We start from the raw sequence: 20,915 nt of genomic DNA, 5'->3' as shown, positions 1-20,915 counted from the left end.
CCACCGCTCCGAGTCTGGTCCCTGCGGGTGCGTACCGCGCGAAGTCAGCGGTGCGGCGGCCCCGTGAGCGGGTACTCGCGGGCGACCGCCCAGGTGCCGGCGGGCGTCTGCTCGAACTCGGTGAAGGAGGTGACCCGGAACTCGGCGGACAGGTCGCCCAGGCCGGTGTAGGCCAGCTCGAGCATGTCGCGCGGCACGTCGTGGGCCACGGTCACGTGCGGGTGGTACGGGAAGGACAGGGTGCGGGCCAGCGGGCCGGACCGGACGTCGGTGGCCAGCAGCTCGCAGTTGCCGATCCCCCGCGCGACGGCGACGAAGACGACGTCGGAGACCGGCATGAACGTGCCGGTGCCCGACAGGTGCATGTCGAAGGGCGGGTGGCTGGCGGCGACCCGGGTCAGGTGCTCGGTGATGCCGGCCCGGTCGGCGCAGGGCACCTCGGTGGGCGGCAGGAGCGTGACGTGCGGCGGCACCAGGGTGGCCTGCGGGTCGCCCACCTTCGACCGCCAGTCGACCAGCAGCTGCGCCCACGGCTCGGGCACCGGCACCAGGACCCCGACGACGGAGGTCTGCGGCGGCGCCGTCCGGCTGCGGGGGACGAAGGTGTCGTCGTTCACGGGACCGTCACCGGTGGGAGGAAGCCGACCCGCTCGTAGGCCGTGCGGACGGTCTGCCCGGCGACCTCGCGGGCGCGCGCGGCGCCGGACGCCAGCAGCCGCTCGAGCTCGGCGCGGTCGTCGAGCAGCTCCTGCGTGCGCGCGCGGACCGGGGTGACGAACTCGAGGACGACCTCGGCGAGCTCCTTCTTGAGGTCGCCGTAACCGCGACCGGCGAAGTGCTCCTCGAGCTCGGTCACCGACCGTCCCGACAGCGCGCTGTGGATGGCCAGCAGGTTGGTGACGCCCGGCTTCCCCACCGGGTCGGCCACCACCTCGCGGCCGGTGTCGGTGACCGCCGAGCGGATCTTCTTCGCCGTCACCCTGGGGTCGTCGAGCAGGAACACGCAGCCGGCCGGCGGCAGGCTCTTGCTCATCTTCTTCTCGGGCGACTGCAGGTCGAGGATCTTCGCCGCGCCCTGCGGGATCCGGGCGGCGGGGACGGTGAACGTGTCGCCGAAGCGGCCGTTGAACCGGGTGGCGAGGTCGCGGGTGAGCTCGAGGTGCTGGCGCTGGTCCTCGCCCACCGGCACCTCGTCGGCCTGGTAGACGAGGATGTCGGCGGCCTGCAGCACCGGGTAGGTGAACAGCCCCACCGACGACCCGCCGGCGCCCTCGCGCTGGCTCTTGTCCTTGAACTGCGTCATGCGGCTGGCCTCCCCGAAGCGGGCGAGGCACTCGAGCACCCAGGACAGCTGGACGTGCTCGGGGACGTGGCTCTGCACGAACAGCGAGCTGCGCTGCGGGTCCACCCCGAGGGCCAGCAGCTGGGCCGCCGAGACGAGGGTGTTCCGGCGCAGCTCCTCCGGGTCCCAGTCCATCGTGATCGCGTGCTGGTCGACGACGCAGTAGAACGCCTCGGCGGTGTCCTGCAGGGCGACCCACTGCCGCAGCGCACCGAGGTAGTTGCCGAGGTGGAAGGAGCCCGCCGTCGGCTGGATGCCGGAGAGGACACGGGGAAGAGGCACGACGGCCATCAAACCAGCCGCGGGCTAGCCGACCGGCGCGCCGGGGCGCACGTCGTGGTCCGTCGTGCCGGACGCGCCGGGGACGACCTCGTCGAGCGCGGCGAGGAAGACGTCGTCCTCCTCGGGCGTGCCGACGGTGACCCGGATGCCCTCGCCGGCGAAGGGCCGGGTGATGACGCCGCGGGCCTCCAGCGCCGCCGCGACGCCGGCGGTCGGCTCGCCCAGCGGCAGCCACACGAAGTTGGCCTGGCTGTCGGGCACCTCCAGGCCGCGCCCGCGCAGCGCCGCGGTGAGCCGGTCGCGCTCGGCGACGACGGCGGCCACCCGGCGGCCGACCTCCTCCTCGCTGGCCAGGGCGGCGACCGCGGCGGCCTGGGCGAGCACCGAGACGCTGAACGGCACGTGGGTGCGGCGGACGGCGTCGGCGACCGCGGGGTCCTCCGCCACCAGGTAACCCACCCGCAGGCCGGCCAGCCCCCACGCCTTGGAGAACGTCCGCAGCACCGCGACGTTCGGCCGCCCGCGCATGAGCTCCAGGCCGTCGGGGACGTCGGGGTCGGTGACGAACTCGCGGTAGGCCTCGTCGAGCACGACGAGCACGGTCTCGGGCACCCGGTCGAGGAAGCGCTCCAGCTCCGCCCGGCGCACCGCCGTCGACGTGGGGTTGTTCGGGTTGCAGACGAACAGCAGCCGGGTGGCGTCGTCGACCGCGGCGGCCAGGGCGTCGAGGTCGTGGGTGTCGGGGCTGCCGCCGGGGAGCGACGGCACCAGTGGCACCTGCAGGCTGCGGGCGCCGGCCACCTGTGCGAGCAGCGGGTACATCTCGAACGAGCGCCAGGCGAAGGCGATCGCCGTCCCGGGGTCGTTGAAGGACTGGGCCAGTTGCTGGCAGAGCATGACCGCGCCGCACCCCGGGACCACCTGCGCCGGGTCGACGCCGTAGCGCTCGGCCAGCGCGGCGGTGAGGACGGCGGCGCCGTTGTCGGGGTAGCGGTGGGTCTGCCCGGCCGTCGCCGACAGCGCCCGGACGACGGCCGGCAGCGGCGGGAACGGCACCTCGTTGCTGGCCAGCTTCACGGCCCGCTCGACCCCGAGCTCGCGGGCGAGGTCGGCGGGGTTGCGGCCCGGCCGGTAGGCCGGCAGCGCCTGCACCGCCGGACGTGCGCTGACCACGGACAGGTCCTCCCGGGCGACTGCTCCTAGGGTGGCCCCATGCGCGTACTCGTCGCCGGTGGGGCCGGCTACATCGGCAGCGTAGTCACCGCCGCCCTCCTCGAGGGCGGCCACGAGGTCACCGTGCTCGACGACCTGTCGACCGGGCACGCCGACGCGGTGCCCGAGGGCGCCCGGTTCGTCCAGGCCACGCTGCAGGGGTCGGCGCCGGTGCTGGCCGAGGTGCGGCCCGAGGCGGTGCTGCACTTCGCGGCGAAGAGCCTGGTGGGCGAGTCGCAGGTCAAGCCGGAGATCTACTGGGAGCACAACGTCGGCGGGTCGCTGGCGCTGCTGGAGGCCATGCGGGCGGTCGACTGCCGGCGGATCGTCTTCTCCTCCACCGCCGCCACCTACGGCGAGCCGGAGCAGGTGCCGATCCGCGAGGACGCGCAGACGAAGCCGACCAACACCTACGGCGCCACGAAGCTCGCCGTCGACGCGATGCTGACCTCGTACGCCACGGCGTACGACTTCGCCGCGGTGAGCCTGCGCTACTTCAACGTGGCCGGCGCCGCGTACGGCCTGGGCGAGCGGCACACGACCGAGACCCACCTCATCCCGATCGCCCTGCAGGTGGCGGCCGGTACGCGCGAGGCGATGACGGTCTACGGCGAGGACTACCCGACGCCGGACGGCACCTGCATCCGCGACTACATCCACGTCTCCGACCTCGCCGACGCGCACCTGCTCGCGCTGACGGCGCCGGAGCCCGGTGAGCACCGCATCTACAACCTGGGCAACGGCACCGGGTTCTCGGTGCAGCAGGTCGTCGACGCCGTCCGCGAGGTGACCGGCCACCCGGTGCCGGTGCAGGTCGGCGAGCGGCGGGCCGGCGACCCGGCGCAGCTGGTGGCCTCCAGCGACCGGATCCGTGCCGATCTCGGCTGGAGCCCGCGGCACACCGACATGGCCGGGATCGTGCGCGACGCGTGGGAGGTCGCGCAGAAGCGGGGCTGACCGGCGTCCCGCGGGTGACGCTCAGCCGGCCGGGGCGTCCTCCCCGGCCGGCGCCGGGTCGGGAGCCGGGGTGACCGAGAGCCGGGCGATCCGCCGGCCGTCGAGCTCGAGGACGGTGAGCGTGCGCCCCTCGGCCACCACGGCGTCGCCGACCACCGGCAGTCGGCCGAGCTCGGCGAGCACGTAGCCGGCGACCGTCTCGTACGGACCCTCGGGCAGCCGCAGGCCGGTCACCTGGGCGAAGTCGTCGAGGTTGAGCAGCCCGTCGACCTCGTGCGGCCCGCCGGGCTCCTCGGCGCCCTCGGGGGTGACGTCCTCGTCGTACTCGTCGTAGATCTCGCCGATGACCTCCTCGATGAGGTCCTCGAGCGTCACGATGCCGTCGGTGCCGCCGTACTCGTCGACGACGACCGCCAGGTGCTGGTTCTCCCGGCGCATCTCCGACAGCGCGGTGAGGACGCCCGCGGTGCCGGGCAGCCGCTTCACCTCGCGGGCCAGGTCGCCGACGGTCGCCGCGCGGCCCGCGGGGTGGGTGGGCAGCAGCAGGTCCCGCACGTGGACGAACCCGACGACGTCGTCCTGGTCGCGCCCGGTGACCGGGTAGCGGGAGTGGCCGGACTCCGCGAGCTGGCGGCCCGCGCGGCTGACCGTCGTCGACGCGTCGAGGAACTCGACCTCGGTGCGCGGCGTCATGACCTCCCGCACCTCGCGGTCGCCGGCGCGGAACACCTCGTCGATGAGCCGGCGCTCGTCGGTGCTCAGCGACTCGTGGGCGGCGACCAGGTCGCGCAGCTCCTCCTGGCTGATCGCCTCGCCGCCGGCCCTCGGGTCGCCGCCGAGCAGGCGCACCAGCACGTTGGTGGACGCCGACAGCAGCCAGATCACCGGGCGGGACAGCCGCGCGATGGTGTCCAGCGGCCGGGCGACGAGCAGGGAGAAGCCCTCGGCGCGCTGCAGGGCGAGCCGCTTGGGGGTCAGCTCCCCCACGACCAGCGACAGGTAGCTGATCGCGACGGTGACCAGGACGAGGGCCAGCGGGTCGGCGACCCCCTCCCCCAGGCCCCGGCCGACCAGCCAGTCGCTGAACGGCTCGGCCAGCGTGCTCGCGCCGAACGCGGCGGACAGGAAGCCGGCCAGCGTGACGCCGACCTGCACCGCGGCGAGGAACCGGTTGGGGTCGCCGAGCAGGCGGGCCAGGGCGCGCCCACGGCCGCCGCGCTCCGACAGCACCCGGACCTGGGCCTCGCGGAGGGACACCAGCGCGATCTCGGCACCGGCGAAGACCCCGCCGACCAGCACGAAGACGACGACCATGACGATGTCGAGCCAGACGTCGCTCACCGGCGGCGTGCTCCTCGCTCCGGGGGTGGTGGGCGCCTCCATGCTGCCCGGCCCGCTCGCCGCGCCCGACCCCGGGCAGTCGCCGGTGTCTTTTGTGACGTCGCTCACGTCACCCTCGCGAGCGAACTCTGGCTACGGCTAGTCTCGACGAAGTCACGCTCCGTTGTTGTCGAGTCCGTGAGGACGTCCCCTCGTGCGCCACCGTCGGTCTTCCCCGCCGCCGTCCGCCCGCCTCACGGGCGGCATCCGGCTGCTCTCCCGCCCCCTGCGCCGGGGCCGCGTCCGCCGCCTGCTGCCCGTCCTGCTGGTCGTCCTGGCCGTCGGGGGCACCGCCCTCCTGGTCCCGCTGATGGCGGCCGGGCGGGGCTCACTCGCGACCGCCGAGTCCTCGTCGACCTCGACCGCGGACGACGTCCGGGCGGACGCCGAGCGCACCGGCGTGGTGACGATGGGCGTGGACGGCGTCCCGGTTGCCCCCGGGACGACGCCCGGCGGCACCGCCCCGGACACGACCGCCCCGGACACGACCGCCCCGGACACGACCGCTCCCGGTACCACCGAGCCGGGCGCTCCCGCCCCGGGGAGCACCGGGCCGGGGAGTACCGGGTCGGGCACCACGGCGCCGGGGAGCAGCGCGGTCCCGGGCACCACGGTCCCGGGCTCCTCCGCGCCGGGCTCCTCCGCGCCGGGCTCCACGTCCGCGGGCTCCTCCGCTCCGTCGCCGGCGGGGTCCTCGACCACGCCGTCGTCGGCGGGCACCTCGTCGGCGGTGCCCGGGTCGTCCGCTCCGGCGCCGAGTGCGGGCGGGAGCGCGTCGTCGTCCGCCGCGGAGGCGTCCTCGGCCGGGGCCACCACGCAGACGCCGAGCTCCTCGCCGTCGCAGACCGCTCCCGCGCCGCTGGCCGGCACGGCCGCCACCCCGGCCCCCTCGGCGGAGGGCGCGGTGCTGTCGCTGGTCAACCAGGAGCGCGCCGCGGCCGGGTGCGCGCCGGTCGTCGCCGACGCCGCGCTGGCGGGGGTGGCGCGGGCGCACAGCGCCGACATGCGCGACCGCGGCTACTTCTCGCACACCACCCCCGAGGGGGTCGGCCCCTTCGACCGGGCGCGCGCGGCCGGCGTCGGCTACGCGCGGGCGGAGAACATCGCCCGCGGCCGGGCCGACCCCGCCGCCGTCATGGCCGCCTGGATGGACAGCGCCGGGCACCGGGCGAACATCCTCGACTGCTCGCTGACGAAGCTCGGCGTCGGCGTGGCCGAGGGCTCGAACGGCCCCTGGTGGACCCAGCTCTTCGGCTGACCCCTCACCGGCCGAGGGCCGCGGTGACCCGGGCGACCAGAGCGTCGGGGTCCCGCAGGTCGGCAGCGGTCACGAACACGACCCGCCAGCCCGAGGCGGTCAGCCGGTTGAGGCGCCGGCGGTCACGCCCCAGCTGACCCGGCGACCCGTGCCACACCCCGTCGTACTCCACGGCCAGGCGGTACTCGGGGAAGGCCAGGTCCACCCGGGCGACGAAGCCGCCGTCGGCGTCGCGCACGGTGTACTGGGGAACGGCGTCGAGCCCGGCGCACGCGAGCACCACGCGCACCCGCGACTCGGGCAGCGACTCGGCGCGTGGGTCGGCCAGCACGACCGCCCGTGCCGCCCGCCGAGCGCCCCGCGGGGACGGCATCGCGTCGAGCGACCGACGGAGCCCCGCACGGTCGACCACCCCGCGGGCGAGCAGGACGTCGAGTGCCGCCACCGCCTCCACCAGCGGCTCGGTCCGGGCGATGTCGAGGGCCGTGCGCGTCCCCGTGGTGCAGGGCCGGCGGCCCGCGACGGTGACGTCGGAGGACGGGAGCACCGTCCGGCGGACCCGCAGTCCGGCGATCGGCCCGAAGCGCACGCCGGGAGGCACCGACACCTCCACCGGCGTCGCCGCGTCGGCGAGCTCCGTCGCGCCGTGCAGGTGGGCCGCCGTCCGGCCGCTGAACACGGCCGCGGCAGGCACGAGCAGGCACGCGCCGCTGATCCGGAGGTCCGGGTCGTCGGGTAGCTCGGCATCGGCGTAGACGCCGCGGTACAGCCGGCGCCAGGCGCTGCTGCGCAGGGCCGACGGGCTCAGCAGCCCGGCAGCGAGGACGTCCCGGGCACGGAAGACGCGACCGCGGAGGACGGCAGGTCGCCGGGGCGGAGGCACCGGGCGAGCCTGCCGCGACCGGGCCCCGTCGTGCTCGCGCCGTCCACAGCCCCTGCAACTGCCCGGAAGTCGTCGTCCACGACGTGTGCCGGACGACGAGTTCCCCGCAGTCGCGCCGCCGGTACCACCGCCCCGGACGCCAGCGGCCCCCTCACCCGGGGGCGAGGGGGCCGCAGCGGAACGTCGGCGTCAGGCCATGGCCTTCTGCAGGTTGCCGTCGATGGCCGCCAGGAAGTCCTGGGTGGTCAGCCACGGCTGGTCCTTGCTGATCAGCAGCGCGAGGTCCTTGGTCATCTGACCGCCCTCGACGGTGTCGATGCAGACCTTCTCGAGGGTCTCGGCGAACCGGGTGACCTCGGGGGTGCCGTCGAGCTTGCCGCGGTGGGCGAGGCCCCGGGTCCAGGCGAAGATGGACGCGATCGGGTTGGTCGACGTCTCCTTGCCCTGCTGGTGCTGCCGGTAGTGACGGGTCACCGTGCCGTGGGCGGCCTCGGCCTCGACCGTGCGGCCGTCCGGGGTGGCCAGCACCGAGGTCATGAGGCCCAGCGAGCCGAAGCCCTGCGCCACGGTGTCGGACTGGACGTCGCCGTCGTAGTTCTTGCACGCCCAGACGTAGCCGCCCTCCCACTTGAGGGACGCGGCGACCATGTCGTCGATGAGCCGGTGCTCGTAGGTGATGCCGGCCTGCTCGAACTGGTCCTTGAACTCGGCCTCGAAGACCTCGGCGAACAGGTCCTTGAACCGGCCGTCGTAGGCCTTGAGGATCGTGTTCTTCGTCGACAGGTACACCGGGTAGTTCCGCGCGAGGCCGTAGTTGAGCGAGGCGCGCGCGAAGTCGCGGATGGAGTCGTCGAGGTTGTACATGGCCAGGGCGACGCCGGCGCCCGGCGCCTGGAAGACCTCGTGCTCGATCGGCGCGGAGCCGTCCTTGGGCGTGAAGGTCACCGTCAGGGTGCCCTCGCCGGGGAAGCGGAAGTCGGTGGCGCGGTACTGGTCACCGAAGGCGTGACGGCCGACGATGATCGGCTTGGTCCAGCCCGGCACCAGCCGCGGCACGTTCTGCATGATGATCGGCTCGCGGAAGATGACACCGCCGAGGATGTTGCGGATGGTGCCGTTCGGCGAGCGCCACATCTTCTTGAGGCCGAACTCCTCCACCCGCGCCTCGTCCGGCGTGATGGTGGCGCACTTGACGCCCACGCCGTGCTTCTTGATCGCGTTCGCGGAGTCGACGGTGACCTGGTCGTCGGTGGCGTCGCGGTGCTCGATGCCCAGGTCGTAGTACTCCAGGTTGACGTCGAGGTACGGCAGGATCAGCTGGTCCTTGATGAACTGCCAGATGATCCGGGTCATCTCGTCGCCGTCGAGTTCGACGACGGTGCCCTCGACCTTGATCTTGCTCACGTCAGACATTCCCTCTCTGCAGCCCCGGCCCGTCGGGCCGGGAGTCGGTCGGTCACGGTGCCGAGGACTACAGCTCCGCGACGTCGGCCTGCTTGGCGCGCACGGCCTCCGCCGCCTCGCGCAGCCCGGCCAGTTCGCTCTCGGTGAGGTCCCCCTCGACCACCCGGCGCACACCCTGGCGTCCGATCTCGGCCTCGACGCCGAGGTAGACCCCCGAGATGCCGTACTCGCCGTCGACCCACGCGCACACGGGCATGACGGCGCCGGAGTCCTCCATGACGGCGCGGGCCATGCGGGCCGCGGCCGCCGACGGCGCGTAGTACGCCGACCCGGTCTTGAGCAGCGCGACCACCTCGGCCCCGCCGTTGCGGGTGCGCTGCACCAGGTGCTCGATGCGGTCGGCCGCCATCACGTCGGCCAGCGGCTTGCCGTCGACGGTGCAGCGCGAGGGCACCGGCACCATCGTGTCGCCGTGCGAGCCGAGGGTCAGGGTCCGCACCGAGCCCACCGGGACGCCGAGCTCCTCGGCGACGTTGTTGCTGAACCGGGCGGTGTCGAGCATCCCGGCCTGGCCCATCACCCGCTGCTTCGGGAAGCCGGTGGCGATCTGCGCCAGGGCCGTCATCTCGTCGAGCGGGTTGGACACCACGATGACCACGGCGTCGGGCGAGGTGGCCGCGACGTTCTCGGCGACCTGGCGCACGATCCCCGCGTTGGTCTCGATCAGGTCCATCCGGCTCATGCCGGGCTTGCGGGGCAGGCCGGCGGTGATCACGACGACGTCGGACCCCTCGGTGCCCTCGTACGAGCCGCCGCCGACGCCGACGACCCTCGTCTCGAAGCCCTCGATCGGGCGTGACTGGTTCATGTCGAGGGCCAGGCCCTCGGGCTTGCCCTCGACGATGTCGGTGAGGACGACGGTCTCGAAGACGTCGTACTCCGCGAGCCGGAGGGCGGTGGTGGAGCCGTAGAAGCCGGCACCGACGACGGTGACCTTGCCGTTCCTGGGCTGCTCTGCCATGGGCGTCAACCTAGACCCGGCACCCGGTCCGCCGCCCGCGGGCCGGTGCGCTCAACTGCCCGGCACGACGAGGGTCAGCGCCGACAGCGCCACGCCCGCCCCCGCCATGAGGACGACGTCGACCGGCCGGCTGCGGACGGCGAGGAAGCCGACCCGGCGCACGGGCAGGACCAGCCGCAGCAGTCCCGCGCCCACCAGCGCCAGCCCGACCACGAGCAGCCCGCGCCGCCAGTGCTCGACGGCGACCATCCCGAGCCCGACCGCGACCGCGACCAGCACCGCGGCCAGCGGCAGCTGGCGCAGCAGCCCGGCCAGCAACGGCCGGCGGACGTAGAGCGGCGGGCGGGTCATCAGGCGGAGAGCACCTCGTCCGCCGCGGCCCGCTCGGCGGCCAGGACCACGTTCTGCAGCAGCATCGCCCGGGTCATCGGGCCGACGCCGCCGGGGTTGGGCGCCACGTGCCCGGCCACGTCGACGACGTCCTTCGCGACGTCACCGGCGATCTTGCCGTCGACCCGGCTGACGCCGACGTCGAGGACCGCGGCCCCCGGCTTGACGACGTCGGCGCTGATCAGCCCCGGGACGCCGGCCGCGGCGACGACGACGTCGGCGGCGCGGACGTGCGCGGCGAGGTCGCGGGTGCCGGTGTGGCAGAGGGTCACCGTGGCGTTCTCGGTGCGGCGGGTCAGCAGCAGCCCGAGCGGACGGCCGACGGTGATCCCGCGGCCGACGACGACGACCTCGGCGCCGGCGACCGGGACGTCGTAGCGGCGCAGCAGCTCGACGATCCCGACCGGGGTGCAGGGCAGCGGCCCGTCGACGCCGAGCACCAGCCGGCCGAGGTTGACCGGGTGCAGGCCGTCGGCGTCCTTGGCCGGGTCCATCGCCTCGAGGACGGCGTACTCGTCGACCTGGCGCGGCAGCGGCAGCTGGACGATGTAGCCGGTGCACGCGGGGTCGGCGTTGAGCTCCTCGACGACGGCGAGCACGTCGGCCAGCGTGGCGGTGGCCGGGAGCTCGCGCTGGATGCTGGCGATGCCGACCTGGGCGCAGTCGGAGTGCTTGGCGTTGACGTACCAGCGGCTGCCGGGGTCGTCGCCGACCAGCAGCGTGCCCAGGCCCGGCCGGTGCCCCGCGGCGGTCAGCGCCGCGACGCGGGCGGTGAGCTCCCGGCGGATGGTCGCTGCGGTCGCCTTGCCGTCCAGGATCGTCGCGGGCACCCCGACAGTGTGCCGGAGGCGCCCCCGCGCCGACCCCTGCGGCCCTACCCTCGCGGGCAGCCCCGCACGGCCGATCCCCCGAGGAGAGCTGATGACCGAGCGCGACCCGTCGACCCGTCAGACAGCGCCCGGTCTCGACCTCGTGACCGGTGCGTCCGCGGCGGGCACGGGCGCCTACGGCGCCCCGGGCGGGTCCCCGTCGACGAGGCCGGACTACTCGGACCGGCCGGTGGCGGTGCGCGGCCCGGAGTCGCTGGGCGGGCTGCTGCTCATCCTGGCCGGCATCGCCGCGGCGGTCAGCCTGGCGTTGCGCTGGGTGACCGGGAACGGCGAGAACGGGTGGCGCCTGCTCCGCCGGGGCCTCGACGAGGTCGGCGGCGGGTTCAGCGGCCTGCTCGACACCGGGTGGTGGCAGCCGCCGGCCGTCGTCCTCGGTGGCGGCGTGCTGTTCGTGCTCGGCATCCTGCTGTGGCTGCCCGCCCGGACGCACCGCCTCCTCGGCCTGCTCGCCCTGCTGGTCAGCGCGCTGGCGGTCGCCGCGGTGGCCGTGCCCCTGGCCGCGGAGGGCTGGCAGCCGTCGGCCTTCGGGATCGGGTTCTGGTTCGCCTGCGCCGTCGGCGTGCTCGGGGTGCTCGGCTCCCTCAAGGCCCTGCTGACCGGTCGCCGCTACCGGTAGGTCAGCCCTCGACGAGGGCGCCGTGGGCCATGGCGACCTGGACGGCCTGGACCAGGTCGAGCCGGACGCCGGTGAGCTCGAGCGCCCGCCACGGCACCGCCTCGGTGGCCGCGCCCCGCAGGTCGCTGCCGCGCAGCTTCGTGCCCTGCATGCGGACCCGGTCGAGGTCGGCGCCGGTGAGGTCGCACTCCCGCAGGTCGGCGTCGGTCAGGTCGGCCTCCCGGAACCGCTGACCGGACAGGTCGCTGCCCGAGAGGTCCACGCCGCGCAGCGACGTCCAGCTCCAGTCGGTGTCGGTGCTGGTCAGCGGCCGCAGCACGGCGCCGGGGAACTGCGAGCCGGTCAGCTTGCAGCCGTCCCAGACGACGTCGATCAGCCGCGCCCGGTCGAACCGGCAGGACAGGAACGCGCTGCCGGAGTGCCGTGAGCCGCCCATCCGCACGCCGGTGAGGACGCAGGAGTCGAACACGCAGCGCCGGGTGACCACCTCGGTGAGGTCGGCGTCGTCGAAGCGGCAGCGGGTGAAGGTGACGCCGTCGAGCTCGGCGCCCCACCAGTCGACGCGGGCGAGGTCGACGTCCTCGACCTCCTCCCCCGGCCCGGGTGGGCGGAGGTGCGGACGGGACCCCGTGGAGGGGCCCGAGCCGGGCTCGCGAGGGGTGGGGGGCACGGGGTTGCTCACTCAGTGGGCGAAGTGCCGGGTCCCGGTGAGGTACAGCGGGACGCCGGCCGCGCGCGCCGCGGCGACGACCTCCTCGTCGCGCACCGACCCGCCCGGCTGCACCACCGCCCGCACGCCGGCGTCGAGCAGCACCTGCAGGCCGTCGGCGAAGGGGAAGAACGCGTCGGAGGCGGCCACCGACCCCGCGGCCCGCTCCCCCGCCCGCGTCACGGCGAGGCGGGCGGCGTCGACCCGGTTGACCTGCCCCATCCCCACACCGACGGTCGCCTTGTCGTGCGCGAGCAGGATCGCGTTGCTGCGCACCGCGCGGACGCTGCGCCAGGCGAACACCAGGTCGTCGAGGCCGGCGGCGTCCAGCGGCTCCCCGCAGGCCAGCGTCCAGGTGGTCGGGTCGTCACCGGCGGCGTCGATGCGATCGGCGCTCTGCAGCAGCAGCCCGCCGCTCACCGGCCGCATCTCCACCGACGGCCGGGCGGCCTCGGGCAGGCGCAGCAGCCGGATGTTCTTCTTCGCCGTCAGCACCTCGACCGCGTCGGCGGTGAACGACGGCGCGACGACGACCTCGGTGAAGACGCCGGCGACCTGCTCGGCCATGGCGAGGTCGACCTCGCGGTTGGCCGCGATCACGCCGCCGAAGGCCGAGACCGGGTCGCAGGCGTGCGCCTTGCGGTGGGCGGCGGCGATGTCGGTGCCGACGGCGATCCCGCACGGGTTGGCGTGCTTGATGATCGCCACGCACGGGTCGTTGTGGTCCTGCGCGGCCCGCCAGGCGGCGTCGGTGTCGACGTAGTTGTTGTAGGACATCTGCTTGCCGTGCAGCTGCTCGGCGTGCGCCAGCCCGCGCTGCCCGCCGCGGTAGAGCGCCGCCTGCTGGTGCGGGTTCTCGCCGTAGCGCAGGACGTCGGCCCGCTCCCAGCTCGCGCCGACCCAGGACGGGAACACCGTCTCCTCGTCGGGCGCGAGGACGCTGCCCATCCAGGAGGCGACGGCGATGTCGTAGCTCGCGGTGTGCCGGAAGGCGGCCGCCGCCAGCCGCTGCCGCTCGGCGAGGGTGAAGCCGCCGGCGGTGACCGCGGCGAGCACGTCGGCGTAGCGGGACGGGTCGACGACGACGGCGACCGACGGGTGGTTCTTCGCCGCGGCGCGCACCATCGCCGGGCCGCCGATGTCGATCTGCTCGACGCACTCGTCGGGCGTCGCGCCCGAGGCCACCGTCTCGGTGAACGGGTAGAGGTTGACCACCACCAGGTCGAAGGCGGCGATGCCGAGGTCCTCGAGCTGCGCGGCGTGCTCGGGCCTGCGGCGGTCGGCGAGGATCCCCGCGTGCACGGCCGGGTGCAGGGTCTTGACCCGCCCGTCGAGGCACTCGGGGAAGCCGGTGACCTGCTCGACCGGGGTGACCGCGACGCCGGCGTCGGCGATCCGCCGGGCCGTCGCGCCGGTGCTCACCAGCTCGACGCCGGCGTCGGCCAGCCCGCGGGCGAGGTCCTCGATCCCGGCCTTGTCGTAGACACCCAGCAGCGCGCGGCGGATCGGGGTGCGGTCGCTCATCGGGGGCTCTCCTCCGTCGTGCCGGTGACGAGTCGCGCCACCGTCTCCACCAGGAGCGTGCGCTCCACGGCCTTGATCCGTTCGTGCAGGCGGTCCTCGTCGTCACCGGGCAGCACCGGCACCTCCCGCTGGGCGAGCACCGGCCCGGTGTCCACGCCGGCGTCGACGAGGTGCACCGTGCTGCCGGTGACGTCCACGCCCGCGGCCAGCGCGTCGCGGACGGCGTGCGCGCCCGGGAAGGCCGGCAGCAGGGCGGGGTGGGTGTTGACCAGCCGGCCCTCGTAGCGGGCCAGGACGGCGGGACCGACGATCTTCATGAACCCCGCGGACACCACCAGGTCGGGCCGGTGCGCGGCGATCGCGCCGGCCAGCGCGGCGTCCCAGGCGGCCCGGTCGGGGAAGTCGCGCAGCGCGACGGTGAACGTCGGAAGGCCCCGGCGGCGGGCGTGCTGGAGGCCGGGGCCTCGCGGTCCGCGCCGACGGCGACCACCTGCGCGGGGTAGCCCGGCTCGTCGGCCGCCTCGAGCAGCGCCGCGCACAGCGACCCCGTCCCCGAGAGCAGGACGACGACCCGCGCCCGCGGTGGGGAGTCGGGGCCGGGCACGACCGCGACCCTATCGACGCGGCGCGCGGCGTCAGCCGAGGGACCGCCAGCGGGCGGTGGCCGCCCCGACCGCGCCGGCGACGCCGGCCTGCAGCGCCACCGACAGGGCGGTCGCCACCGGAGGGGCGCCGACGTCGGCGAGCGCGCCGTCGCCCAGGGACCCCCGGCCATCGCGGCGACGGCGCCCGCGGCCACGCCGAGCAGCAGCCCGCCGAGCACGCCCCACAGGCCCGCGACCACCGAGCCGCCGTCGTCGTCGCCCAGGTGGCGGCCCAGGACCGCCCCGGCCACCAGGCCGGCCAGCACCGGGACCGCCTGCGAGACGAAGGCCAGCAGCGGCACCGCCTGGGTGTCGGGCAGCGCCGCCAGCAGCGGCAGGGCCGGGACCGGCCCGAGGCTGATCCCGTGCACCGAGACGACGGTGCCGGCACCGATCGCGAACCCCGGCCCGGCGGCCACCCCCAGCGCCGCCGCGGCGGCGTTGGGCAGCAGCACGGCCCGAGGGCCAGCAGCCCGAGCGCCCCCGCGCCCGAGCCGCCGAGGGCGTCCTCGACGGCGGCGTACCCGGCGGTGTCGGAGGCGACCGCGACGGCGACCACCACGCAGCCCAGCCCGACCGCGGTGAGCAGCCCGGCGAGCACCGCGGGCAGCAGCGGGCGGACCGGTCCCGGGAGGCGGTCGAGCACGGCGTCGGGCAGGTCGGTCTCCCGCAGCACGCCCCAGCCCACGGCGACCAGGGCGAGGACGGCGGCCCCGGCGGCACAGCGGAGCAGGTCGGTGCGCGCACCGGGCCCGTCGACGGCGAGCGCCAGCAGCACGGCGAGGAGCGTGTGCACCGACACCCCGGCCGCCACGACGACCGCGGCCGCGCGGGCACCGGCCGGCTCGACGAGGCGCGCGACCCCCCGACCGGCCCGGGACAGCCCCCAGGCGACGGCGAGGGTGAGCAGCAGCGGCGCGAGGACCAGCGGCCCGGAGGTGAGGTCGAGGCCGCCGCCGTTCGCGAGCAGCCACAGTTGCCCGCCGGCCCGCGCCGCGCCGCCGGCCGAGAGGCCGCCGGCCGGGTCGAGCGTCTCCACCACGACGACCGCCAGGCCCAGGCCGGCCAGCCCGAGCAGCGTCACCGCGGCGGTGGCGGCGGCGGTGAGGGCGGCCGGGTACCAGGGCCGCCCCGCACCGGGGCCGCGCTGTCCCGGCAGGGGGAGGCGCGCCAGCAGGGAGACCACGCCCCCACTCTCGCAAGCGCGGCCGCCCTCTGTCCGCCGCACGCGCCGGGACCCGGCGAGCGTCCGGCCCCGGACGCCGACGAGGGCCGGCGGCGGGTGCCGCAGGCCCTCGTCGGGACGGGGTGCCCCTCGCGGGGCGGGGGTCAGGGCTGGCCGGCCCCCGAGGCGGTGGAACCGCCGGGCTGACCGTGCTGACCGGACGGGTGCTGACCGGGGTCGGTCGCCGGGGACGGGGTGTACGGCTGCCCGTACCCCTGCGGGGCCGGGCTCTGGGCGGCGTGGCCCTGGGCGGCGTGGCCCTGGGCGGCGTGGCCCTGGGCGGCGTGGCCCTGGGGTGCCTGCCCGAACTGACCCGGCTGCCCGTACTGACCGGCCTGGCCGTACTCGACGGCCTGCCCGTACGGGGCGGGCTGTCCGTACTGGGCCGGCTGGCCGTACTGGCCCGGGTCGGTCGACTGGCCGGGCTGCCCGTACCGGCCGGGGTGCCCGCCCTGGGCACCGAAGTCCGGCGCCTGCTGGTTGGCCCACTGGGCGGCACCGGCGAAGGCGCCGGGCAGGGCCGGCTCGCTCCGCATCTCCGGCAGCAGCCGCAGCAGGGCGAACGCCGTGACGGCCGCGGTCACGAGGAGGGCGAGCAGGCCGACGAGGCTGAACTCCCACTCGAAGGTCTGGATCCAGGCGATCAGCGTGAGCAGCAGGGCCAGGGCGGCGAGACCCACCGTGATCCAGCTGCGCGGGAAGCCCAACCGGACCTCGGTCACCGCCGGGAGGAGCGCCCAGACGGCCGCGGCCAGCAGCAGGATGAAGCTGAACGTGACCAGGCCGCTGAACGAGAAGCCGCTGACGTTGAAGTCGTCGGAGAAGTAGATCTCGTCGAAGTCGATCCAGGTCAGCAGCGCGAGGACCAGGTAGGCGACCGCACCGGCCGCGACGACGTAGTCGGCGACCTTCAGCCGCTCGAGGTCGAACCCGGCGCCGCCGGAGCCGCGGGAGCCCTGCGCGAACGGCGACGGGCCGCCGTGGGGCGGGCCGTAGGGGGGCTGCTGGCCGTACGGCGGCTGGCCGTAGGGGGGCTGGCCGTAGGGGGGCTGGCCGGAGGAGGACTGGCCGTAGGGGGGCTGCTGGCCGTACGGCTGCTGCGCACCGTGGGGCTGCTGACCGGGAGCCGGCTGGCCGTGGGGCGGCTGGCCCTGCGGCGCGCCGTACGGCGGCGGAGACGCGGGGGGCTGCTGCCCGTACCCCGGCTGACCGCCCGGACCCGGCTGCCCGGGGACCCCGGGCTGCTGGGGCGGCTGACTGGACGTCATCGTTCGACTACCTCTCGTCACTACAGGTACGGCGTCGCGGATGCTCTCCCCCACCGTGGCGCGCTGCAACCGCGCCACGCACGCCTCTCACCAGCACGGGCCAGATCGTGACCCGCCTCGCAACCACCGCTGCCCCGGCCCCCGCAGGCGGGGACCGGGGCAGCAGGACGTCGTCGCCGGCCTACGCGCCGACGATCTCCCGCATGAGGCGCGCGGTCTCCGACGGCGTCTTGCCGACCCTGACCCCCGCGGCCTCGAGGGCCTCCTTCTTGGCCTGCGCGGTGCCGGCCGAGCCGGACACGATGGCGCCGGCGTGGCCCATCGTCTTGCCCTCGGGCGCGGTGAAGCCGGCCACGTAGCCGACGACCGGCTTGGTGACGCTGGCCTTGACGAAGTCCGCCGCGCGCTCCTCGGCGTCGCCACCGATCTCGCCGATCATCACGATGGCCTCGGTCTCCGGGTCGTCCTGGAACGCCTGGAGGGCATCGATGTGCGTGGTGCCGATGACCGGGTCGCCGCCGATGCCGATCGCGGTGGAGAAGCCGATGTCCCGGAGCTCGTACATCATCTGGTAGGTCAGCGTGCCGGACTTGCTGACCAGGCCGATCCTGCCCTGCTTGGTGATGTTGGCCGGGATGATGCCCGCGTTGGAGCGCCCGGGGCTGATCAGGCCGGGACAGTTCGGGCCGATGATGCGGGTCGAGCCACCCTGGGCGTGCGCCCAGAAGTAGGTCGAGTCGTGCACCGGGATGCCCTCGGTGATGACGACGGCGAGGCCGATCTGGGCGTCGACGGCCTCGATGACCGCGCCCTTGGCGCCGGCCGGCGGCACGAAGATGACGCTGACGTCGGCGCCGGTCTCCTTCATGGCCTCGGACACGCTGCCGAACACCGGCACGCTGGCGCCGTCGAAGTCGACGCTCTCGCCGGCCTTCTTCGGGTTCACGCCGCCGACGATCGCGGTGCCGGAGGCGAGCATGCGCTGGGTGTGCTTGCGCCCCTCCGAGCCGGTCATGCCCTGGACGATGACCTTGCTGTTCTCGTTGAGGAAGATCGACATCTCTTCAGGTCCTGTCTGGGGTGAGGGCGATCAGGCGGCGAGCTCGGCGGCCCGGCGGGCGGCGCCGTCCATCGTGTCCACCACGGTCACCAGCGGGTGGTTCGCCTCGGCGAGGATGCGCCGTCCCTCCTCGACGTTGTTGCCGTCGAGCCGGACGACCAGGGGCTTGGCGGCCTCGTCACCGAGGATGCCCAGGGCGCTGACGATGCCGTTGGCGACGGCGTCGCAGGCGGTGATCCCGCCGAAGACGTTGACGAACACGCTCTTCACGGCCGGGTCGGACAGGATGATGTCCAGCCCGTTGGCCATGACCTCGGCCGAGGCGCCGCCGCCGATGTCGAGGAAGTTGGCCGGCTTGACCCCGCCGAACTCCTCGCCCGCGTAGGCGACGACGTCGAGGGTGCTCATGACCAGGCCGGCACCGTTGCCGATGATCCCGACCTCGCCCTCGAGCTTGACGTAGTTGAGGTCCTTCTCCTTGGCGCGCGCCTCGAGCGGGTCGGCCGCGGCGGTGTCCTCGAGCGCCGCGTGCCCGGCGTGCCGGAAGGAGGCGTTCTCGTCGAGGGTCACCTTGGCGTCGAGCGCGAGCACGGTGCCGTCGGGCGCCTTGGCCAGCGGGTTGACCTCGACGAGGGTGGCGTCCTCCTCGCTGAAGACCTCCCACAGCTGCACGGCGATCGCGATCACCTGGTCGCGGACCTCGGGGGCGAAGCCCGCGGCGTCGACGATCTCGGCGGCCTTGGCCTCGTCGACACCCCGGCTGGCGTCGACCGGGATGCGGGCCAGTGCCTCGGGGCGCTCGACGGCGAGCTGCTCGATCTCCATGCCGCCCTCGACGCTGGCCATCGCCAGGAAGGTGCGGTTGGAGCGGTCGAGGAGGTAGGAGAAGTAGTACTCCTCGGCGATGTCGCTGGCCTGGGCCACCATCACGCGGTGGGTGATGTGGCCCTTGATGTCGAGGCCGAGGATGTCCTGGGCCCGCGCCCGGGCGTCCTCCGGGTTGTCGGCGAGCTTGACGCCGCCGGCCTTGCCGCGGCCACCGGTCTTGACCTGCGCCTTGACGACGACGGTCTGCCCGATCTCGCGGGCGATCGCCTCGGCCTGGTCGGGTGTCTCGGCCACGCCGCCGGGGAGCACGGGCACGCCGTGCGAGGCCAGCAGGTCACGCGCCTGGTACTCGAAGAGATCCACGAACAGGGACCGTAAACCTCGCCCCGTCCGGCCGCCGCACCGGCACCGGGGCCCGTGCCCGGGCTCACAGCCCCCCGGCGGCCTCGCGCAGCGCGGCGACGACGTCGTCGGGCGTGACGCCGTCGGCGAACCCGCGGACGCCGTCCGGGAGACCGGTGGTGGCGCCCAGGACGAAGGCGGTGACGTCGTCGACGCCCGCGGCGGCGAGCCGGTCGAGCACCTCGGCGAGCAGGTCCGGCGGCGCCCCGGTCAGCCCGACGGCGTCGGCGTCCTCCTGGACGACGGTCGCCGCCAGCCGGCCGGCGGAGGCGACCTCGCCGGTCAGCACCACCTCGGCGCCGGTGTCGCGCAGCGCGCGGGCCAGGGCGACCGCCCGCGGGTCGTCCTGGCCGTCGGGCCCGGCGACGACGACGCGCAGCCGCTCCGCCGCCGTCACGAGGGGGTGCGGCGCAGCCGCCAGGCGAGCAGCGTGAGCAGCCCGTAGGCCAGGCCGGCGGCGAGCAGGCCGGCACCGGGGACGGTCCAGTCCAGCTCGTCGGAGGCGACGGCGTCGCGCAGGCCGCCGAGCCCGGCGGCGAGCACGGTCACCGCGACGGCGAGGAAGCCCCCGACGGCGGCCAGCCGCGGCCGCAGGGAGGGGGCCAGCACCGACCCGAGCAGCACGGCGCCGGCCAGCAGCAGCCCGCCGAGCAGCGCCAGGCCCGGCCGCTCCAGCAGCGCCTGGGGGCCCTGCTGCTCGACCACGACCTCCAGGCCGGTGGACGGGTCGTCGACCAGCCGGTCGGGGACGTCGGCGGCGGGGAGCGCGAGGCACAGCACGGTGAGGACGCCGAGCACGACGGCGGCGCCGGCCAGCCCGGGGCGGGCCGGGTCCAGCGCGCCGCGGTCCTCCATGACCGTGCGGTTCCAGGAGGCCGCGGCGAGGGCCCCCGCGACGACGGTCAGCGCCAGCGCGGCCACCTGCAGCCACCAGCCGGCGCCGGTCTGGACGGAGCTGGTGAGCACGCGCTCGCCGGCGAGCACCTCGACGCCCGGGCGGACGGTGGAGCTGCTGCCGCGGTAGACCTCGATGAGCAGCGAGCCGAGGGCCAGCGCGCCGCCGACGCCGGCGTAGGCCAGCCCGAGGCGGGGCACCCGCCCGGCGGCCAGGCCCGCCCCCACCGCGACGGCGGTCAGCGGGACGACGAGGCCGACCAGCGCACCACCGGGGCCACCCCCCAGGGTGAGCTCCTGCCCGCCGACGACCAGGTAGGTCGGGAAGAGCCCGGCCGCCGCAGCGAGGCCGGCGAGCACCAGCAGGACGCCGACGGCGCGGGCGGTCCCGGGCGGGTCCCCGACGACCAGGCCGTCACCGGGGGCCGGCACGGCCCCGCCGGCCGCGCCGCGTGCCGGCCGCCGGTCACCGGTCGGACCGGCACCCGGCCGCCGGTCACCGGCCCGGGGCGACCCGGTCCTGCGGGCACCGGAGGTCGCCGTCCGGCGAGCACCCGCCGCGGCGCGGGGCCGGTCGTCGCGGATCCGGTCGTCGCGGGCTGAGCTCTCACGGCCGGCCACGGGTCCCCCCTTCGTCGGGATGTGTTGCGTTCCGGTCTCGATCTCGTCGAGATCTCCGCACCGTCCGTGTGACGGTGGCCACACCAGGGCATTACCGTCCTGTGA

The 20,915-nt window shown here is 75.3% G+C and carries 21 protein-coding genes and 1 pseudogene; 3 read left to right on the top strand and 19 right to left on the bottom strand.

Annotated elements, in window-relative coordinates:
* Positions 1-44: 44 nt before the first annotated feature.
* Genes JD79_RS10025 through hisC form a run of 3 tightly spaced genes read right to left on the bottom strand, consistent with a single transcriptional unit; the run spans position 45 to position 2,797 of the window.
* Complete coding sequence (locus JD79_RS10025; protein ID WP_110005389.1) at positions 45-617, bottom strand: 2'-5' RNA ligase family protein; 573 nt, start codon at positions 615-617, stop codon at positions 45-47.
* The gene (trpS, locus tag JD79_RS10020) at positions 614-1,633 is read right to left on the bottom strand and encodes a tryptophan--tRNA ligase (RefSeq protein ID WP_110005388.1); all 1,020 of its coding nucleotides are present in this window, start codon (positions 1,631-1,633) and stop codon (positions 614-616) included. Before trpS ends, JD79_RS10025 begins: the two co-directional genes overlap by 4 nt.
* A gap of 15 nt (positions 1,634-1,648) precedes the next feature.
* Entirely contained in the window at positions 1,649-2,797 is a 1,149-nt protein-coding gene (gene hisC, locus JD79_RS10015) for a histidinol-phosphate transaminase (RefSeq protein WP_110005387.1), read from the bottom strand.
* Positions 2,798-2,836: 39 nt separating this feature from the next.
* On the opposite strand from hisC, the gene galE reads away from it, so the two are divergent.
* On the top strand, positions 2,837-3,793 hold the full coding sequence (gene galE, locus JD79_RS10010) for a UDP-glucose 4-epimerase GalE (RefSeq protein ID WP_110005386.1): 957 nt from the start codon (positions 2,837-2,839) through the stop codon (positions 3,791-3,793).
* Positions 3,794-3,814: 21 nt separating this feature from the next.
* Here the strand turns inward: galE and JD79_RS10005 are convergent, their stop codons facing one another.
* Positions 3,815-5,134 carry a hemolysin family protein gene (locus JD79_RS10005; protein WP_110005385.1) on the bottom strand — a complete coding sequence of 440 codons (1,320 nt, stop codon included), beginning with the start codon at positions 5,132-5,134 and terminating at the stop codon, positions 3,815-3,817.
* A 193-nt stretch (positions 5,135-5,327) separates the two neighbouring features.
* On the opposite strand from JD79_RS10005, the gene JD79_RS23695 reads away from it, so the two are divergent.
* On the top strand, positions 5,328-6,431 hold the full coding sequence (locus JD79_RS23695) for a CAP domain-containing protein (RefSeq protein ID WP_245899985.1): 1,104 nt from the start codon (positions 5,328-5,330) through the stop codon (positions 6,429-6,431).
* A 4-nt stretch (positions 6,432-6,435) separates the two neighbouring features.
* Here JD79_RS23695 and JD79_RS09995 read toward each other — a convergent pair whose 3' ends face one another.
* From JD79_RS09995 to JD79_RS09975, 5 genes are all read right to left on the bottom strand, one after another.
* Entirely contained in the window at positions 6,436-7,314 is an 879-nt protein-coding gene (locus tag JD79_RS09995; protein ID WP_110005384.1) for a hypothetical protein, read from the bottom strand.
* Between the two features lie 189 nt (positions 7,315-7,503).
* Positions 7,504-8,727, bottom strand: a complete 1,224-nt coding sequence (locus tag JD79_RS09990; protein ID WP_245899984.1) for an NADP-dependent isocitrate dehydrogenase — start codon at positions 8,725-8,727, stop codon at positions 7,504-7,506.
* Between the two features lie 58 nt (positions 8,728-8,785).
* On the bottom strand, positions 8,786-9,739 hold the full coding sequence (mdh, locus tag JD79_RS09985; RefSeq protein ID WP_110005382.1) for a malate dehydrogenase: 954 nt from the start codon (positions 9,737-9,739) through the stop codon (positions 8,786-8,788).
* A 51-nt stretch (positions 9,740-9,790) separates the two neighbouring features.
* Positions 9,791-10,090, bottom strand: coding sequence for a DUF3017 domain-containing protein (locus JD79_RS09980; protein ID WP_110005381.1), 300 nt, complete (start codon positions 10,088-10,090; stop codon positions 9,791-9,793).
* Positions 10,090-10,959: a bifunctional methylenetetrahydrofolate dehydrogenase/methenyltetrahydrofolate cyclohydrolase gene (locus JD79_RS09975; RefSeq protein WP_110005380.1), complete on the bottom strand. Its 870-nt coding sequence runs from the start codon at positions 10,957-10,959 to the stop codon at positions 10,090-10,092. Before JD79_RS09975 ends, JD79_RS09980 begins: the two co-directional genes overlap by 1 nt.
* Before the next feature lie 91 nt (positions 10,960-11,050).
* Here JD79_RS09975 and JD79_RS09970 point away from each other — a divergent pair, with 91 nt between their 5' ends.
* Complete coding sequence (locus tag JD79_RS09970) at positions 11,051-11,635, top strand: hypothetical protein (RefSeq protein WP_245899983.1); 585 nt, start codon at positions 11,051-11,053, stop codon at positions 11,633-11,635.
* A gap of 1 nt (position 11,636) precedes the next feature.
* Here JD79_RS09970 and JD79_RS09965 read toward each other — a convergent pair whose 3' ends face one another.
* The 10 genes and pseudogenes from JD79_RS09965 to JD79_RS09925 all read right to left on the bottom strand — a co-directional run bounded on the left by JD79_RS09965 (position 11,637) and on the right by JD79_RS09925 (position 20,621).
* Positions 11,637-12,305, bottom strand: a complete 669-nt coding sequence (locus tag JD79_RS09965; RefSeq protein ID WP_110007595.1) for a pentapeptide repeat-containing protein — start codon at positions 12,303-12,305, stop codon at positions 11,637-11,639.
* Between the two features lie 12 nt (positions 12,306-12,317).
* Positions 12,318-13,868 (bottom strand): bifunctional phosphoribosylaminoimidazolecarboxamide formyltransferase/IMP cyclohydrolase, encoded by a 1,551-nt coding sequence (gene purH / locus JD79_RS09960; RefSeq protein WP_110005379.1) that lies wholly within the window; start codon positions 13,866-13,868, stop codon positions 12,318-12,320.
* Positions 13,865-14,278 carry a phosphoribosylglycinamide formyltransferase gene (gene purN, locus JD79_RS09955; protein WP_245900328.1) on the bottom strand — a complete coding sequence of 138 codons (414 nt, stop codon included), beginning with the start codon at positions 14,276-14,278 and terminating at the stop codon, positions 13,865-13,867. Before purN ends, purH begins: the two co-directional genes overlap by 4 nt.
* Positions 14,182-14,967 carry a cell division protein PerM gene (locus JD79_RS24245; RefSeq protein WP_281270293.1) on the bottom strand — a complete coding sequence of 262 codons (786 nt, stop codon included), beginning with the start codon at positions 14,965-14,967 and terminating at the stop codon, positions 14,182-14,184. Before JD79_RS24245 ends, purN begins: the two co-directional genes overlap by 97 nt.
* 65 nt (positions 14,968-15,032) lie before the next feature.
* A pseudogene (locus JD79_RS24240) lies at positions 15,033-15,551 on the bottom strand (cell division protein PerM); the annotation flags it as partial.
* 290 nt (positions 15,552-15,841) lie between these two features.
* Complete coding sequence (locus tag JD79_RS23025) at positions 15,842-17,005, bottom strand: hypothetical protein (RefSeq protein ID WP_110005378.1); 1,164 nt, start codon at positions 17,003-17,005, stop codon at positions 15,842-15,844.
* Positions 17,006-17,186: 181 nt separating this feature from the next.
* A complete protein-coding gene (gene sucD / locus JD79_RS09940) occupies positions 17,187-18,065 on the bottom strand; it encodes a succinate--CoA ligase subunit alpha (RefSeq protein WP_110005377.1) in 879 nt (292 codons plus the stop codon).
* Between the two features lie 30 nt (positions 18,066-18,095).
* The gene (sucC, locus tag JD79_RS09935) at positions 18,096-19,256 is read right to left on the bottom strand and encodes an ADP-forming succinate--CoA ligase subunit beta (RefSeq protein WP_110005376.1); all 1,161 of its coding nucleotides are present in this window, start codon (positions 19,254-19,256) and stop codon (positions 18,096-18,098) included.
* A gap of 64 nt (positions 19,257-19,320) precedes the next feature.
* Positions 19,321-19,692: a cobalamin B12-binding domain-containing protein gene (locus JD79_RS09930; protein ID WP_110005375.1), complete on the bottom strand. Its 372-nt coding sequence runs from the start codon at positions 19,690-19,692 to the stop codon at positions 19,321-19,323.
* The gene (locus tag JD79_RS09925; RefSeq protein WP_245899982.1) at positions 19,689-20,621 is read right to left on the bottom strand and encodes a hypothetical protein; all 933 of its coding nucleotides are present in this window, start codon (positions 20,619-20,621) and stop codon (positions 19,689-19,691) included. The genes JD79_RS09930 and JD79_RS09925 overlap by 4 nt, the downstream gene beginning before the upstream one ends.
* Between the last annotated feature and the right edge of the window lie 294 nt (positions 20,622-20,915).

Source organism: Geodermatophilus normandii (genome assembly GCF_003182485.1).
Taxonomy (GTDB): domain Bacteria; phylum Actinomycetota; class Actinomycetes; order Mycobacteriales; family Geodermatophilaceae; genus Geodermatophilus; species Geodermatophilus normandii.
This window is presented reverse-complemented; position numbering and strand designations above follow the sequence as displayed.